The organism is Qipengyuania sp. RANM35 (assembly GCF_041021145.2).
Taxonomy (GTDB): domain Bacteria; phylum Pseudomonadota; class Alphaproteobacteria; order Sphingomonadales; family Sphingomonadaceae; genus Qipengyuania; species Qipengyuania soli.
This window is the reverse complement of the sequence record NZ_CM196433.1, coordinates 2,370,598-2,385,416: the sequence shown is the minus strand read 5'-3', so window position 1 is coordinate 2,385,416 and position 14,819 is coordinate 2,370,598. Positions and strand designations below refer to the sequence as shown.

Genomic DNA, 14,819 nt, shown 5'->3' with positions numbered 1-14,819 from the left:
GGCCGGATTGCTCCGGCCCCTCGTTCGTTTTCGCAATGAAGCGAAGATTACATGCCCGAACCCGGACCGTAGGTGATTTCCACGCGACGGTTCTGGAGTTCGCGGACACCGTCCGCCGTCGGGACGCGCAGCTGCGATTCACCGAAGGCTTCGCTCGAGATCCGGCCATCCGGAATACCGCGCGAGGTCAGGTAGCCACGGACCGACGAGTTACGACGCTCGGCGAGACCCATGTTGTAGGCCGTCGAACCCGACGTGTCGGTGTGACCGGCCAGCATGACTGCGGCGGTGCCGCAGTTGGCGTAGGCCGAAACCGCGTTGTCGAGGATCGTCGCTGCTTCCGGAGTGATGTCCGATTCGTCCCAGTTGAAGAAGACGATGTACGGACCCTGCTCGCAGACCGGAGCCGGCGGCGGCGGCGGCGGCGGCGGGGGAGGCGGCGGCGGGGGCGGCGGCGGCGGGGGCGGCGGCGGAGGTGCCGGCGGCTCGCCGAAGTTGTAGGTGAACGTACCGAGCAGCGAGTGGCTGCGGATCGAATCGTTCAGCGAACGACCAGCAACGTCGACCAGCGTCACGTCTTCGGCAGTGAAGAGGCGATACTTGAGGCCAACGTCGATGTTGTCGGTCAGGGGCGCGCGGATACCCGCGAGAACCTGCCATGCCAGACCGCTGTCCGAATCATCGAAGGCCTGCTGAACGCCGACAACCGTGTCGAGGCTGGTGCGAGCCACACCGATACCGCCGCCGACGAAGCCCTGGAGGCCGTCATCGGGACCGAAATCGAACAGGCCATTGAGCATGAATGCCAGCGAGGTGAGTTCACCGTCGGCGACTTCATACTGGTTGGCACCGATGACACTGCCACCGCCCAGGGTGGTCGGGCCATTCACGATCAGCGTGTTCGGGTTGGCACCAGCGTAACGGACTTCTGCTTCCAGACGGAAGGCGCCGAAGTCATAACCGATGAAACCACCAAAGTCGTAGCCGGTGTCAAAATCGACACCGAGCGAGCTAGCGCCGTCGTCGACGTTGAAATCGATATCCTCAACGATGCTCGGACCACCCTCGACGCCGACATACCAGCTGTCTTCCTTGGCGAGGGCGGGCGATGCAAGTGCCGTAGAGGCCATCGCCATACCTATGACGAATTTCCGCATTATTGTTTCCCCTTTTTGCGAATTAGAGCCACCGAGTGGAAGATATCTAACTTTCAACCCCTACAGTGGCAAGCGGACAATGTCCGGGAACTGTTGCAATTATGCCGCTCTTGCGAACGAGATTCTTGCGATAAGAGAATGGGATATCCTCCATGGCGGTGCGAACGGCGCTAGAACAATTTCGTTCCCAGATTGTTACGATGATATGAGTCCGGCCTGTTGCAGGAGTTCAACAATGGTCTCGATCGCCTCGCGCGCCTCGCTGTCGATGGTCGAGCCGCCCGTCGGCAGCACCGGCTCCGGCGGCAGATTCCATCCTTCGCGAAAACACCGTCTACGCCCGAGATTCTTATCAAAGACATTCATTTGCGCGGTCGGGTCGATGAAGGTCCATTGGTTACCGTCCCATCCGGCGATACGATCCTCCTGACCAATCCAGGCTCCTGTCGCCGGCGTAGCCACAAGGTAAGCCTGCCCCTTTTGCGGTGAGGAAGGCGGATCGCAGACCTCGCCTTCGACCACCGGATGAAGAAGTATATCGAGACGTTCGAGCGCCTCGTTGACGAAAAATTCCTTCTGGGCCTGTCCTGCGACAAGAAATGGCAATGAATATCGGGCGGTGGATTCTGGAAAGCTGACATATTCGGTCACGGTATGATCCTTCAAGACGAAGTTACCCGGCCAAGCGGCCGAGCATTAGCGGTTGTGATTTGCTGTAATCGCCGCACTGCCTCACCCAGATCGGGCTATCTGGGTGCGTCGCGGTGAGATCGGCCAAGGTCGCAGCCCCCAGGACCAGATCCGGGGTCGGGGTAGTAAACGACCGCAAGGGTGCCGAAGGCGGACCGATCCCGACTTCGTAATGTTCCTGCTGTTCGACGAGGGGCTGTTCGACCTCGTCTTGCCAGATCCAGCCACCGCGGGCTCTTCGGGTCCAGGAAATGGCCAGGGCGCCGTCGTCAGTATGCCGGACGCAGCCGTGGCACGGGCTGGGAGGGCGCCTGCTTGCTCTCTGGTTCTCCAGCGAAGCCTTCACGGGTTCGCTGTCGGCGAGTCCGATCGCTGCAAACTCGGTGCTGCCGGCCAGCGCTGGCAGATTGACACGCAGTAACAATAAATCCTCGTCCAAAAGGGTTGCTTCGCTGCCTGCCGCATGTCCGGCAAGCGCGGGCCGTTCACTCCCGCCGCGACCGCGAAGGAGGCCGGTCAGTTTCCACTCGCCTTCACCGAGGGGTTCGGCCTGGGCGAATTGCAGCACTTCTTCGCCAACCAGCATCCGGTTGACCCCGCGTGCCAGGCCTGCAGCGTCGGTCGAGACCAGTTCGGAACTGTGGTCCACCATCTTTACCAACAGCGATGCTGCCTGTTCGAACCGATGTGCGGGGCTGGGTTCCAATGGCTGGAGGAGTTTGCCGGTCGTGGCGCGGGACCGCCCGCTATTGCCAACAGGTTCGAGCGCGGCACCTTGCTGCGCAAACAGCGCTGCCCCGGCCCAGGGGCCAGCGGGCGCGCTGATTGCAGCAAAGATGCGGACCTCTTCACTCGATCCGTGCCCATCCCAAGGCAACTCGAAGACGCGGAGGCTCGTGGCCCCGATCTCGCGATCCGGTGGATGCCAGCCGTCGCCGGGGTCGGAAGTCACCGCATGGATTGCGCCCTGTTCGAGATGGCGGACAAGCTGCAATTCTATGCCAGCGCGTCGCCACTCCCATTCCGCCACCCGCCATGTGCCGGGAATACCGGGCGCCTTTACTTTCGAACCCGGACCCAACGCGGGATCGAGTTGTGCTACCCGCCAGGACAGCGTTTCCTGTCCAATTGCTTCTCGCATGGAGGCCTCACGCAGCAGCATGCGCGCGTCCTGAGCGGACAGGACGCCGGGGAACTCCAATGTCCTTCCCTGTGTGGCTGCGGCACCTCCCTCAGCCCGCTGCATGCCCGGCTGATAGTCGCGCGCGGGATCGTAGTAGCGCAGGGCCGATAGAGCATTTGCCGTCAACGATCCGCGTGTGCGAGCACGCCCTTCCTCGCGACCAAATTCACCCTGATCCCAGGTCGCGGGGGGCGGGAGGGACTTGGTCATCTGTTCCGCCGTGCTGCTCCCGGCAAGCCGCAATGCGCCCCCCCGATAAAGCGGAACGACCGGTTTCAATCGGTCGACCTGCGCCAGCACGCCGGCAAGGCTGCCGCCGTCATGGCTGTAGCCTTTGAGCTGATCCATCAGTGCCGATGGATCTACGGAACCGAGATTTCCGACCATCTCCGGGAGCAGCCCGGCTCCATCACCGGCGAGGATTTCGAATGTGAGGGCGGGAATGCGATTGCCGAAATCGGCCAGAGAAAGGTCTTCGAAAACAACATAGGCGCAGCCGCGGTGAGCCGGGCATTTCCCGCCCAGCTCGGCCACCAGGAGGGGATCTGGTTGCTGGTCCCCATGGCCGGAATGAATGCGCAGGGCACCTGATGACTTGAGGTCGCCGCCCGAGCCTCGCAATAGATTTCCATCGGCCCAGATGCGGCCGATACCTTCGATCGGCCTGCTCGAAAGCGCCACCGCAAAGGAGACGCTGTAGGCATAGGAGGTGCTCGAGGGGCGTCCCTTGCCGCCACCGGATTTCTGCTTCGTCTCCTTGAGGTCGGTCGCCCAGATGACGGTCCCGGCAGCGCGCACGCTGCCATAATGTCGGGCGATCGGCTGGCCATAGCTCGAAGTGCTAACGGCGAGGTCCTTCAGGCGCGGACCTTCGCTTTTTGGGCCGCCGATGATGGCGCCGTCTATCTGGCGACCGATGAGCGTTCCGACTGCGCCGCCAAGCGGTCCTCCGAAGAGCGAGCCCAGCGTGGTGAGTACGACGGTCGCCATGATCTATTCCTCGATTAGGGGCAGGAGCCGGTAGTGTCGGTGGATGGACCAGGTCAGCGTGCCGGCATGGATCGCGACGCGTCCCAAGCTTGCATGGGCGTGCACGAAGCGATCCGGCGAAGTGGCAACCACCAGGTGCGTTTGTGCAGGACCGGGCCGGACCAGCAGCAGGTCGCCGCGAACGATTGACCCGACCGCGTTCTCGAAACCATTTCGCCCAGCGAAGGTGAGATAGGGCTCCAGCGTTGCGTTACGTAACGCATAGCCGTCGGGGGCTTTCACCCATCCCCTCGCTGCAGAGAGTGCGCAGGAAACAAGTCCGACGCAGTCGAGACCAGTTGCCGGATTCCTCCCTCGCAGCCTGAACGAGGTGCCGACCAGTTTCTCCGCCTCTCTGGCGAAGTTTTCCGCAAGGGTCATCGCGGCATGGGATACTGGGCCAGCATGTCGTTGCCGGGCAGGAATGGCTCGCCACGGAAGTTGCAGGCATTATCGAAGCGACCAGCGCAGGTGGCGATGGTCTTGTCGCAGCCCTCGCGAAGCTTCACCCTTGCTCCGGTTGCGAGAGCCGGGTCCACCGGACGGTCGAGATTCAGCCCGACCTGCGAAGTGGCGATGATCCGCGCGGAAAGTCCCGCCATCGTCCCATCGAGGAAGGTCACGGTGCCAAAGGAATATCCGGAGTGGTCGGCCTCTTCGGTCGTGATCCTGTTGGCATCGGGGTCCACCGACCAAATTGTTGTGCGCGTCTCGTGATCGAGCGGGTTCAACGCGCATTCCGGGCCACAGAAGCTTGCGCGACAGGTCGGACTGGAAAGCGGCACGGGATCGACATCGAGGTCGGCCTTGGCCGAGCGCAGCTGGGCGGCGAACTTCCCGCCTTCCTGCGATACCGAACCGATCGACCCGCCGTGCAGGGTGGCAGTTTCGAGCGATTGCCAGTCGACGATGCCGCTTTCGACGCGAGCTCCGTCATACCTGCCCGCGACCAGGTCCTCCTCGCGGATGGCGGCGTGCGAGATTGCGCCCTCTACTTCGCTCTCGTCGTCGGTGAACCCGACCGTCTTGCGGATCGCCGAGGGCAGCATGCCGGGCGCTGCCCGGTGCAGCACCCCGTCGAAGAGGAGGTCGCGGTCATGCGTGGTGAAGCCGAGCGTCACCCCATCGCTGCGATAGATCCGCCACCATGCCGCTGCCGTATCGAGTTCGCGTTCGAAGAAGATCCGGCTCATACGGCCTCGCGGATTTCGATGAGCGGGACCGAAGGGGCCTCCCCGGCGGCGAAGGAAAGCCCGCTCACGTCGAGACGGTCTTCGGCAAAGCGCACCGGTACGTCGAACAGGAACCCCCCGCGAACTTCGGCGCCTACCGGCGGGGCTTCGTCAAGCACCACCCAGCCGCCGGGAGCGAGGTTGAACGCTGCAGTTTCCGCGCCGTCGACGCTGACCCTCACTGTTTCCGCTACCGGACGGGTAATTGCCCGCGCCTGTTCGCCATAGGACTTGGCAAGCCGGAACCGGTCGTCGACGCCGTTGCCGATGCCAAGGGGCTGGTCAGCCGGGCCGGATGCGCCGGTCATGCCGTTTGAACTGTGGTCGAAGGGATCGCGCAGGCGGAACCCGCGGGCAGGGCCGTAGCGGGCGCGGAAGAAGGCGATCAGCTCGCCCAACTCGGCTTCGGAACGGATGCCCGGTCCGACATCGTAGCGCAGGCGCGCATCGGACCACAGCGCATTGCGGGCCTCGTGGCCCGAAGCGGTGACCGCGATGGTAGTCGAGAACTCGGGCGAGACCGAGGCATCGCGCCCCAGCGCGAGCGGATAGGCGACATCGTCGAAAGCTTGCACGTCAGTCTCCGTGGCTGGAAGGCGGGTGTATCCGTCGCGCTGGACCTGTGGCAGCGCCCATACGAAGCGATGCGCGACCCCGCGCTGGCGAGCCTCTTCGAGGCCGGCATCGATCAGTGGCCACAGCGCGGCGCAATCGGCGGGATCGAGGACGAAGCCGGCAAGGTAGTCCTGCTTGTCGCCCGGGTACCCCAGGCGGTCGGCGACAACCTCATAAGCCATCCTGCGCAAGGCGCCGGCTCCGCGCGTCAGCCAGTCGTAATCCTCCAGCTGCAGGCGGTCGAAAGCTGGGTAGGCCCAGCCCGTCGGCATGTTCAGCCGCACCGCTTCGGGCATCGCCGGATCGAAAATGGTCGGCGTGAAGGCGAGAAGCATGACCTCCACCTCGCCCGAGGCGGCACTGCGGACCGCATCGGTCAGCGCGAGGGTGGACTGCGCAAGGACCGATCCCGCGAACTCGAGGAAGGCCCGGTCTGCTGCAGCCATCGGCTGGCGCATGTCATCGATCAGGCGAGCGCCTTCGCCCCACAGGGTGGTGGCATGGTCGTCGTAGAGGCACGGGCGGTAGCTGCCGGGGGTGATCCACCACCAGGGCTCGCCGACCTGGAACAGGACCTTGCCTCCTGCCTCTTCGAGCAGAGCAGTGAACTGGGTCGCGATGCTCTGCAGGAAGGCATTCACCGGTTCTGCGGCAGGGGAAAGCAGGGCCGACGGAGGCTCCCAGCCCGTCAGGGCGATATCGCCGTTCGCTGCTCGCTGGCGCCAGGCGACGGGGCAGTTCGCGTCGAGTAGCTCGTACGACAACGAGACGATGGGTTCGAACCCCATCGAAACCGCCTCCGCGAAATAGTTGCGGTGCCAGGCGATGGCTGGCGCGCACAACTCGCCAACTTCCCTTGCGACGGACCGCCCATCGACCTGTTCGAGCCGGTAGTAGTGGCTCATCCCGACATAATGGACGATGCGCCCGCGATAACCGAGCCCTTCGATCGAACGCAGGATGCGCGACGGGGTCTGGTTGAACATGTCGTCATAGGCGGTCGCAACCTGCTCGCCATGGACGGGCAGGATCACGTCCCCGATTTCCAGCATGGACCTTTCGCCGTCACAGGCGATATCGGTCAGTTCGACCCAGCCTGTCCTGCTGGCCGCGAAAGGCTGCTCCCCTCCCTCGACATAGCCTTGTGGCACGAGCGAGATGAACATGCGGTCGATGTCCGATGGATGGACCGTATCAATCGAAGCGTCCCAGCCGGTGCCGAGCGCGGAGAAAGGCAGGTCGATCCGCGCATCTTCGGGTGTGCCACTGGCAAAGTTCCACAAGCGGACATACCAGGCGCGCGGCTGGCCAGTGGTGTCTCGGCCTTCGATGGTCAGCGTTGGGCCGTTCGTCTGGTCGAGGGCCGCGACCCCCGAACTACGCCAGCGGAAACTTAGCGTGCTGCGCGAATAGTCGCGCTCGGTAGCGTAGGCGAGCAGCACGTGGTCGAGCTTGTCTTCGCTCTCCCAGATCAATCCGGCAAGGTCGCCGCTTCGGACGAATTCGCAATCGACGCGCAACGAATTGGGTCCGGTCGAGACAACGCTGGCCATCATCGGGCGCGGGAAGTTGACCGTCCAGAAGCGCGGATCGAAACGCTGGATCCAGTCGCTGCGTTGCCCGCGTCTTTCGCGGGCGAGCCAGAATGACATGTTGGTTGCTCCTAGGCCGAAAGTGCGCGGCGCACGGCGGCCGCGACCTGGCGCGAACTGCGCTGCATGGCGACCGGCGCACTGGTCCCGCGCGGGGCGGATAGGTTGATTGCGACGCGGACCTCCTTGCTGCCGGACCGCGCGCCGTTCGCCTCGACACGTCCTGCGCTGGTGGGGACGAACAGCTCGGGCCCCCGCTCGCCGACGAGATAGGGTCGGTCGGGCGCGACAATCCCGCCAGTGGCGCGTCCCGGCAGGCCGAACAGCGCACCGAGGGCCGAGGAGAAGAAAGCGCCGATCCCGCCGGCCGAGCCGCCCGAACCGCCCATCAGATTGCCGAAACCGATCTGCAGCGCCTGCGCGGCAATCTGGTCGAGCACGCCGCTGGCGATGCGCTTCAGGTCGTCGAAGCCGAGGCTGCCCTTGCGAATGGCCGAGAGCAGCCCGCGTTCGAGCACCGATCCGGCGCGCTCGAAGCCGTCGACCAGCGTGGTGTCGAAGGCCCCGCGCATGGCCTGCATGTCGGCGGCAAAGGCTTGGGTGTCGGCGCGCACCGACACGATGAGTTCGTCGATTTCGTCAGTTATGGGCGTCTCTTTCGATCATCGCCGCAATCTCCTCGCGGCTGGGCGGGGTCTCGGCGGGCAGCGGGGGCGCCAGCGAGGCGAGCAGTTCGGAAGGGGTGGCGTTCCAGAAGGTGTCCGGCAGCCAACCGAGGGCACCGGCGGCGAGGCCCGCGAGGCGCAAGGCGGCAACGCCGAAATTCTCGCTCACCCGCTGCCCTTGAGGATTTCACCGAGCAGGGCGCGCAAGGGCTTGGCGGCTTCGGCGAGGCCCGTCGCCAGCACTGCGGAGCCGACCTGCTCACGGGTGAGTTCGCCCCGCTCGGCCAGGCAGTGCCAGAACAGCGCAGCGATCTCGGAAAGTCGCAGCTGGCCTTCACCTGCTCGCTCGACCATCGCGAACAGCGGGCCGAGTTCTTCTTCGGCCCGGACCAGCGCATCGAAGCTCGGGCGAAGGAGGTGCAGGCGTCCATCGATGGAGATCGTGGCCTCGCCCCTCAGCTGATTAGCGTGAGCTTTTTCTGCGCTACCGCCTTCGGCTACTTGAGCGCGGTTCATGCAGGCACCACTGCGCCCGAGCTTTCGAGCTGGAGCGAATAGGTGCGCTCGCCATTGAAGTCTCCGGCATAATCGAGGCGCTGGACGAGGAATGAGCCGCGCATCTTCGCGCCGTCCTCGAACGAGAGTTCATACGCATCGAGCGTTCCTGCGAGCGCATGACTACGGACCCTCGTCTCGGCATCCGAGCCGAGAAAGATGCCGCTGGCCGATACCGAGACCGAACGGGTGCCGGCACCCGAGAGCAGGTCGCGCCAGCCGCCGCTTTCCTTGTGGGTGACGACCACCGTGTCGCCGTTAATCGACATCTGAGTGGTGCGGAGGCCGGCAACGGTCTCGTAGGTGGCAGGTGATCCGCCGTCGCCGATCTTGAGAAGGAAGGCGGCGCCTTTCTGGGCTGTCATGGCAAGGTCTCCGTAGCGATGAGGTTGAAGCGGTATTCGAGCAGCACGGCGCGAAGGCTGCGCTGGCGGCGTTCGGCGCGGCTGCGCAGGAACTGGGTGACGACGACGCGGAAGGTACCCTGGTCCGGGGGAAGGGTGGCGATGCGCTGCTCGATCCGGGCGACGACGGCGGCAGTGTTTTCCGACGCATCGCTGCGAACGACGAGTTCGAGCGCGAGACGGACCTCGCGACCTGTCGTCGTTTTGCTGCCCCAGTCGGCAGACGCACTGGCCACAATCGCGATCGACGGCGGGCTGGCCGCGACCGGACCTTCCTCCTCGATGGCATTCACCATCTGCGAGAGCACGGGATCGTCGCGCAGCCATTGGGCCAGCGCGCGGCGGAATTCGCTTTCCATCTAGTCGGTCCTGCTTGTGAAATGGGGCCAAAGAAGGTGCGGGCGGTGCCAGCGCGAGGGGTCCTCGCGCCGTTCACGGCGGCGCATTTCGGCGCGCGCTGCGGCAAGAGCGGAGGCACGGCGGGTCAGGGCCTGTGCCAGGCGTTCGAAGCTCACAGTCGCAAGGTACGGAACGGTTGCCACAGGGCGGCGACGGCAGCGGGCAGGGCACCCGCCTCGCCGTTGTCGCGCTCCCGGTACTGGTGCGCGGCAAGGCGGACGATGCCGTGGCGCAAGGCCGGATCGAGCACCGCCCATTCGCCCAGGACGGTGCGGGTGAAGGTTTGGCACATCTGCCAGGCGCTCTCGAGCAGGCGCAGGAGCAGCGCATCCTCGCCCGAAGTGCTGATCGCCAGCCATTGCTTCAATTCGTCGAGCGGCTGGCCGGACAGTTCTGTCGGCATGAAGTGATGTCCTCAGTGACAGGAAAAGGGGGTGCCCGCGCCGAAGGGGGAGGCGGCGCGGGCACGGGCGATCACAACTCGATTTTCAGGAGCTTGATCGCGTTGCTGTCGAGCAGCTGTCCGCCGACGCGCTTGGTGGCGTAGAAGTGGACGAAAGGCTTGTTGGTGAAGGGATCGCGCAGCACCTGCGTCGCGCTGCGTTCGGCGATCAGATAGCCATGGCGGAAATTGCCGAAGGCGATCGGGAAGGTGCCCGCGGCGATATCGGGCATGTCCTCGGCCTCGACCACCGGATAGCCGAGCAGGCGATCGGGCTGGCCTTCGACCAGGCCCGGCTGCCACAGGAAAGCCCCGTCGGCGGTCTTGAGCTTGCGCACCTCGGCAAGGGTCGCCGAGTTCATCACGAAGCTTGCGCCCTGGCGATGGCCGGCCTTCAGCGTGTGGACGAGGTCGATCAGCTTCGCGTCGGGATTGGTGTCGAAGCCGTCGGCATCGCCCGACCCGATGTACTGCAGCGAACCGAAGGCGCGTGATCCATCCTCGGCCGTGCTGACCGGCGATGACAGGAAGCCCTTGGGCTGGTTGACGCCGGTACCGTGAACGAAGGCTGCGCCCTCGGCGCGGGCGAACTCCATCGCGATCTCGCTTGCGAGCCAGGTGTCGAGTTCGAAGCCCGCATCGTCGAGCATGGCCTGCGAGGCTGCCGGATTGGCATATAGCTCGCCCGTCGGCGGGGCGATCTCAGCGAAATTGGGCGTGTCGGTGCCGGGGCGGCCCGCAGTCTCGCTGACCCAGCCCGAGGCGGTGCCGCCGATGCTGACGAGCTTGCGGTAGCCCGCGCTGCCGGTCTGGACGACCTGGGCGAGGGCACGGATCGGGCTGATCTCGGTCAGTTCGCGGGCGATCATCGCATCGATCTGGCGCGGCACGGCATAGCCGCCGTCGGACGGCACGGCACCGCTGATCGATTTGAACTCGGCAGTCGAACCGCGACGGAGGTAGCCGTCGACGAAACCCTTCACTTCGGGCGCGGCCTCCTCGGTCCCGCCGATCGCGGGGCGGGCGGCGGCGCGGCCGATCTTGTCGACCCGCGCCTTGACCTCGTCGACGTCACTGCGGAGCGCGGCGACGTCAGCCTCGGTCTTGTCCTGGCGGGCGACGATATCGAAGCTCGCTTCGGCCTGGTCGGGGGTGGGGGTAGTGTTGTCCATGTAGTTTCCTCTTTCTTCAGGGCACAAAAAAAGCCGCCCGGAAGGCGGCGAGGGGAAAGTCGGCAGGCGGCGTGACGTCACGCGGTCAGGTGGACCCTGGCGTCATGCTGGAGTGGGTGGGTAACGACGCTGACCTCGAAAAGCTCGATCTCGGCCAGTTCGCGGCCCTGTGGCGTGTGGCGGTAGCGCCGCGCACGGTAGCCGAAACTGAGGCCGCTTACCGCCCGCTCGCGCAGCAGCTTGGCTGCGCGCCCGTCCGGGTTGTCGATGGTGGCGATGATCCGCAACCCGCGCGCGTCCTCGCCGACGGTCTCGACCCAGCCGATCCGCTGTTCGGGGCGGTGCTGCCAGTAGAGCGGGAATGGCTCGCGCCGCTCGACCAGCGTGTTGGCGAAGGCGCCCGGCAGGATGGTGTCGCGCGCCGCGTCGGGCGTGCCGAACAGCGCCGCGTAGCCCGCGATCCTGAGCGCGCTCATCCGAGCATCTCGCCGACGCCAAGCCGCACCGCGATGCCGATCAGCAGCGCCGCGAGCACGCCGCGGGTGAGCCACTCGACAGCCGCCTTCCACGCGCTCGCCTTGGCATCGCGCCAGGCGGAAAGCAGTTCGCGCAGCTCGTCGATATCGTCCTGCGCCGAGGGATCGCCGAGGCCGAGACGGTCGAGCACGCGCTTGGCGCCCAGTTCGCTCGATTCCTCGACGATGGCGCGCAGGGTGACGAGATCGCCCCCCTGCGCATCGGCCTGCGCGATCAGCCGCGCGAGCATGTCTTCACGGGTCATTGGCCATTCTCCATCGGTTTGAGGCCCAGCATTTCGCGTTTCTCGTCCGGCGAGAGGAAATCGGCGGCGGTGACCTGCGCCCACAGCTTCTCGCGGTCCTCGGCCAGCGCCGGGATGCGGTCGAGGTCGACAGACGGTGCGTCGGCAAACCAGTCGCCGAGGCCGGAATGCAGGCCGTCGAGGATCTTGCCGAGCAGCGGCAGCAGCGTCAGTCGCCACAGCGCCCGGCTCGCCTCGCGGTAATTGGCGTAGGTGTTGTCGCCCGGCAGGCCGAGCAGCATCGGCGGCACCCCAAAGGCGAGCGCGATGTCGCGCGCCGCCGCGGCCTTGAGCGTCGCGAAATCCATGTCGGCAGGCGACAGGCTCATCGCCTTCCAGTCGAGCCCACCTTCGAGCAGCATCGGCCGTCCGGCATTGCCCTGGCCCTGGAAGGCGCTCTGCAATTCGGCCTTCAGCCGCTCGAACTGCTCGGTCGTCAGCCCCGCTGCATCGCCGCTGTCATAGACCAGCGCGCCACTCGGCCGCGCCGCATTGGCGAGCAATGCGCGGTTCCATTCCGACGCCGCGTTGTGGATCGCCACGGCGGGCGCGGCGGCGGCTAGCGAGCCTGCGCCGTAATGGTCGTCGGTCGGGTGGAAGCCCTTCAAATGGATGACATTGGGCCAGCCATCCTCGTCCTCGAGCGGGATGGTCAGCGTGCGATCGGCGAGGATGTAGCGATAGGCGGCGGGCCAGCCGTCCGCGCCGGCCACCACCTGCACCCGCTCGGGCCGCAGGGGATAGAGCTCGACCGGCACGCCCGCGCCGTCCTTGACGATCTGGACATAGGCATTGCCGTGGAGCGACAGCTGGGCCGCCAGCACCTCGAGCAGCGGCTGCGCGCCGCAGGAACAGGCGATGAGCTTCGCCAGCCGCTCGTCGGCACAGGCAATCGGCGCACCGCCGACGCCTTCGGCCACGATCCGCACCGCGCGCTGCGCCACCGGATTGGCGCAATAGGCCTCGGCCACGGCGGAGGTGTAGTCGAACGGTGCGCGTCCGGAGGTGCTGTCGAAGGCCGTGGCCCAGGGCGAAATATAGCCACGGGTCAAAGGCACGCGCGAAGTCGCCCCCGCCTTGAAGGCGGAGGTCAGGGAGGTGAGGAAGGACATGATCTCTCCAATGTTGTACGATTGAGTTGGCGCCGACTCGACGCCCTCCGAAGGGGAGAGCTCACAATGACTGCAGCGATCGAAGTGAGACGGTTTGAAACGCCCGACGACAAGCTGGACATGGCCGAAGCCGGTTCAATCTCCATCGTCCAGATGGCGGACGGTACTGCCGGGATGCGGGCTGTCTTCGAACCTGGCTGGACATGGGAGAAGGACGAAAAACCGTTGCTCGGTTCGCCCGCGGCATGTCCTGCTCGCCACACCGGCTATTGTATCAGCGGTCGGCTCATAGTCCGCATGGTCGATACCGATATCGAAACCGCGATCGGGCCGGGAGATTTTTTCGAGATTCCGCCGGGTCACGATGGTTACGTCGACGGCGACGAAAGAGTGGAACTGGTGCTGTTTGCGCCCCCCGAACACGCCCATTGATCGTCATGGCGTTCTCACCCGCGGCCTCCCGCTCTTGCCCAGCATCAGCTCGCTGAGCGCCCAGACCAGAGCATCGGCCCGGTCGGGGGACCTTCCCGGCCCCTCGTAACCGCCGCCGGCCATCAGCCCGCACATCTCGTCCTCCAGCTTCGCGAACATTCCCGCGTGTTTCACCCGGCCTGCCTCGTAGAGTGCGGCGACAGGTTCCGCCCGTGCCGTCTTGCCGCGGCTGGCGTGGACCAGCTTGACCGGAAGCGAAATGTCCGCTGCGCGCAGGACGCTGGCGACCATTGCGCCGCCCTGGTTGGCTTCGGCGACCACGCGGTCGGCACCCCAGGCCTCGGCGGCCTTCGCCACGGCGCGGGCCCAGCGTTCGGGCGTCGCTTTCTCGACCGAGCAATCGGCGCGGACATAGGCGAGGCCGTCCTCGCCTACCATGGCGACCACGATCCCGCAGGCATCGCCGCTCGCGCTGGCAGGCGGGTCGACCGCCACCACCACGCGCCTTGCAGGCGGCACTGCGCCCTCGCAGCGGCATTCCTCGATCAGCGAGCGTAACCACAGCGCGCCCTCGATGTCCTCCAGCAGTTCGCCGTCCAGTTCCTGCCGTGCCAGCCGCGTGCCGCCGAATTCGGCTTCCATTGCCGCGAGGAAGCTCGCCGGGAGGTTGCCCGTGTTGGCGCTGGTCGGACCGCGGGTAATCGCCGTGTCGCTTGCCCCGACCAGCTTTGCCAGCAGCGGCGTCGAACGCGGCGTCGTGGTGACCAGCACGCGCTGGTCCTTGCCCAGCCTGAGGCCGAGCTGGAGGTTGTTCCACGCCGACAGCGCGCGGTCATGGGCATTGCTCCATTTGCCCAGCTCATCACACCAGGCATGGCTGTGCTGCGGACCGCGCAGGCTCTCGGGTTCGGCAGCGGAATAGAGCATCGCCTCGGCCCCGTTGGGCCAGCGCAGCCTCCGCAAGGAAGGTTCGAAAACGGGTCGCCGTTCGGGCGGCGAGCAGGCGAGGATGCCGCTCTCGCCCTCGACCATGACGCTGCGCGCCTCGCCCAGGCTCGCGCCGATCAGTGCGATACGCGCATAGCGGTTCGCTTCGGCGAGCGAGCGGACCCATTCGGCCCCTGCCCGCGTCTTGCCGAAACCGCGTCCGGCCATGATCAGCCAGGTCCGCCAGTCGCCCGACGGTGGCAGCTGCCCGTCGTGCGCGGTGTTGGCGAAGTCGAACGACCATTCGTCCTTTTCCTTCTGGTCCAGTCCGGCGACGAAGCTGTCCTTGAGATCGCACGAGGCCTGCGAGAACAGGCGCGGCCTGCCGCCCAA

The 14,819-nt window shown here is 65.8% G+C and carries 18 protein-coding genes; 1 reads left to right on the top strand and 17 read right to left on the bottom strand.

All coding sequences use genetic code 11. The features are described from left to right. Window positions 1–47 precede the first annotated feature (47 nt). From RAM60_RS11905 to RAM60_RS11830, 16 genes are all read right to left on the bottom strand, one after another. Window positions 48–1,157: an OmpA family protein gene (locus tag RAM60_RS11905; protein WP_200981563.1), complete on the bottom strand. Its 1,110-nt coding sequence runs from the start codon at window positions 1,155–1,157 to the stop codon at window positions 48–50. 195 nt (window positions 1,158–1,352) lie between these two features. Next, window positions 1,353–1,808 (bottom strand): DUF2793 domain-containing protein, encoded by a 456-nt coding sequence (locus RAM60_RS11900; RefSeq protein WP_369026589.1) that lies wholly within the window; start codon window positions 1,806–1,808, stop codon window positions 1,353–1,355. Window positions 1,809–1,830: 22 nt separating this feature from the next. Beyond that, the gene (locus tag RAM60_RS11895) at window positions 1,831–4,020 is read right to left on the bottom strand and encodes a phage tail protein (RefSeq protein ID WP_369026590.1); all 2,190 of its coding nucleotides are present in this window, start codon (window positions 4,018–4,020) and stop codon (window positions 1,831–1,833) included. A 3-nt stretch (window positions 4,021–4,023) separates the two neighbouring features. Next, complete coding sequence (locus tag RAM60_RS11890; RefSeq protein WP_510639769.1) at window positions 4,024–4,302, bottom strand: hypothetical protein; 279 nt, start codon at window positions 4,300–4,302, stop codon at window positions 4,024–4,026. Between the two features lie 134 nt (window positions 4,303–4,436). After that, entirely contained in the window at window positions 4,437–5,252 is an 816-nt protein-coding gene (locus RAM60_RS11885) for a phage/gene transfer agent baseplate hub protein (RefSeq protein WP_369026592.1), read from the bottom strand. Next, on the bottom strand, window positions 5,249–7,558 hold the full coding sequence (locus RAM60_RS11880) for a DUF2460 domain-containing protein (protein WP_369026593.1): 2,310 nt from the start codon (window positions 7,556–7,558) through the stop codon (window positions 5,249–5,251). Before RAM60_RS11880 ends, RAM60_RS11885 begins: the two co-directional genes overlap by 4 nt. Window positions 7,559–7,569: 11 nt before the next feature. Further along, window positions 7,570–8,145: a tail tape measure protein gene (locus RAM60_RS11875; RefSeq protein ID WP_369027331.1), complete on the bottom strand. Its 576-nt coding sequence runs from the start codon at window positions 8,143–8,145 to the stop codon at window positions 7,570–7,572. Next, the gene (locus RAM60_RS11870; protein ID WP_369026594.1) at window positions 8,138–8,332 is read right to left on the bottom strand and encodes a phage tail assembly chaperone; all 195 of its coding nucleotides are present in this window, start codon (window positions 8,330–8,332) and stop codon (window positions 8,138–8,140) included. Before RAM60_RS11870 ends, RAM60_RS11875 begins: the two co-directional genes overlap by 8 nt. Then, entirely contained in the window at window positions 8,329–8,679 is a 351-nt protein-coding gene (locus RAM60_RS11865; RefSeq protein WP_369026595.1) for a gene transfer agent family protein, read from the bottom strand. The genes RAM60_RS11870 and RAM60_RS11865 overlap by 4 nt, the downstream gene beginning before the upstream one ends. Next, a complete protein-coding gene (locus tag RAM60_RS11860; RefSeq protein WP_369026596.1) occupies window positions 8,676–9,083 on the bottom strand; it encodes a phage major tail protein, TP901-1 family in 408 nt (135 codons plus the stop codon). Before RAM60_RS11860 ends, RAM60_RS11865 begins: the two co-directional genes overlap by 4 nt. Then, window positions 9,080–9,481 (bottom strand): tail completion protein gp17, encoded by a 402-nt coding sequence (gene gp17, locus RAM60_RS11855; RefSeq protein WP_369026597.1) that lies wholly within the window; start codon window positions 9,479–9,481, stop codon window positions 9,080–9,082. The genes RAM60_RS11860 and gp17 overlap by 4 nt, the downstream gene beginning before the upstream one ends. A gap of 152 nt (window positions 9,482–9,633) precedes the next feature. Next, window positions 9,634–9,924, bottom strand: coding sequence for a head-tail connector protein (locus RAM60_RS11850; protein WP_369026599.1), 291 nt, complete (start codon window positions 9,922–9,924; stop codon window positions 9,634–9,636). A 71-nt stretch (window positions 9,925–9,995) separates the two neighbouring features. Then, complete coding sequence (locus tag RAM60_RS11845) at window positions 9,996–11,135, bottom strand: phage major capsid protein (protein ID WP_369026600.1); 1,140 nt, start codon at window positions 11,133–11,135, stop codon at window positions 9,996–9,998. Window positions 11,136–11,212: 77 nt separating this feature from the next. Further along, on the bottom strand, window positions 11,213–11,611 hold the full coding sequence (locus RAM60_RS11840; RefSeq protein ID WP_369026601.1) for an HK97 family phage prohead protease: 399 nt from the start codon (window positions 11,609–11,611) through the stop codon (window positions 11,213–11,215). Beyond that, complete coding sequence (locus RAM60_RS11835; RefSeq protein WP_369026602.1) at window positions 11,608–11,916, bottom strand: DUF6127 family protein; 309 nt, start codon at window positions 11,914–11,916, stop codon at window positions 11,608–11,610. Before RAM60_RS11835 ends, RAM60_RS11840 begins: the two co-directional genes overlap by 4 nt. Then, on the bottom strand, window positions 11,913–13,067 hold the full coding sequence (locus RAM60_RS11830; RefSeq protein ID WP_369026603.1) for a phage portal protein: 1,155 nt from the start codon (window positions 13,065–13,067) through the stop codon (window positions 11,913–11,915). The genes RAM60_RS11835 and RAM60_RS11830 overlap by 4 nt, the downstream gene beginning before the upstream one ends. A gap of 66 nt (window positions 13,068–13,133) precedes the next feature. Between RAM60_RS11830 and RAM60_RS11825 the strand changes: the two genes are divergently transcribed. After that, window positions 13,134–13,499: a cupin domain-containing protein gene (locus RAM60_RS11825; RefSeq protein ID WP_369026604.1), complete on the top strand. Its 366-nt coding sequence runs from the start codon at window positions 13,134–13,136 to the stop codon at window positions 13,497–13,499. Window positions 13,500–13,502: 3 nt separating this feature from the next. Here the strand turns inward: RAM60_RS11825 and RAM60_RS11820 are convergent, their stop codons facing one another. Beyond that, complete coding sequence (locus tag RAM60_RS11820; protein WP_510640409.1) at window positions 13,503–14,819, bottom strand: DNA-packaging protein; 1,317 nt, start codon at window positions 14,817–14,819, stop codon at window positions 13,503–13,505.

What these genes read in the sequence shown, in the direction of transcription:
- RAM60_RS11905 (WP_200981563.1), bottom strand. Translation starts at nt 1,157, where the DNA reads ATGCGGAAATTCGTCATAGGTATGGCGATGGCCTCTACGGCACTTGCA.
- RAM60_RS11895 (WP_369026590.1), bottom strand. Translation starts at nt 4,020, where the DNA reads ATGGCGACCGTCGTACTCACCACGCTGGGCTCGCTCTTCGGAGGACCG.
- RAM60_RS11885 (WP_369026592.1), bottom strand. Translation starts at nt 5,252, where the DNA reads ATGAGCCGGATCTTCTTCGAACGCGAACTCGATACGGCAGCGGCATGG.
- RAM60_RS11880 (WP_369026593.1), bottom strand. Translation starts at nt 7,558, where the DNA reads ATGTCATTCTGGCTCGCCCGCGAAAGACGCGGGCAACGCAGCGACTGG.
- RAM60_RS11865 (WP_369026595.1), bottom strand. Translation starts at nt 8,679, where the DNA reads ATGAACCGCGCTCAAGTAGCCGAAGGCGGTAGCGCAGAAAAAGCTCAC.
- RAM60_RS11860 (WP_369026596.1), bottom strand. Translation starts at nt 9,083, where the DNA reads ATGACAGCCCAGAAAGGCGCCGCCTTCCTTCTCAAGATCGGCGACGGC.
- gp17 (WP_369026597.1), bottom strand. Translation starts at nt 9,481, where the DNA reads ATGGAAAGCGAATTCCGCCGCGCGCTGGCCCAATGGCTGCGCGACGAT.
- RAM60_RS11850 (WP_369026599.1), bottom strand. Translation starts at nt 9,924, where the DNA reads ATGCCGACAGAACTGTCCGGCCAGCCGCTCGACGAATTGAAGCAATGG.
- RAM60_RS11845 (WP_369026600.1), bottom strand. Translation starts at nt 11,135, where the DNA reads ATGGACAACACTACCCCCACCCCCGACCAGGCCGAAGCGAGCTTCGAT.
- RAM60_RS11840 (WP_369026601.1), bottom strand. Translation starts at nt 11,611, where the DNA reads ATGAGCGCGCTCAGGATCGCGGGCTACGCGGCGCTGTTCGGCACGCCC.
- RAM60_RS11835 (WP_369026602.1), bottom strand. Translation starts at nt 11,916, where the DNA reads ATGACCCGTGAAGACATGCTCGCGCGGCTGATCGCGCAGGCCGATGCG.
- RAM60_RS11830 (WP_369026603.1), bottom strand. Translation starts at nt 13,067, where the DNA reads ATGTCCTTCCTCACCTCCCTGACCTCCGCCTTCAAGGCGGGGGCGACT.
- RAM60_RS11825 (WP_369026604.1), top strand. Translation starts at nt 13,134, where the DNA reads ATGACTGCAGCGATCGAAGTGAGACGGTTTGAAACGCCCGACGACAAG.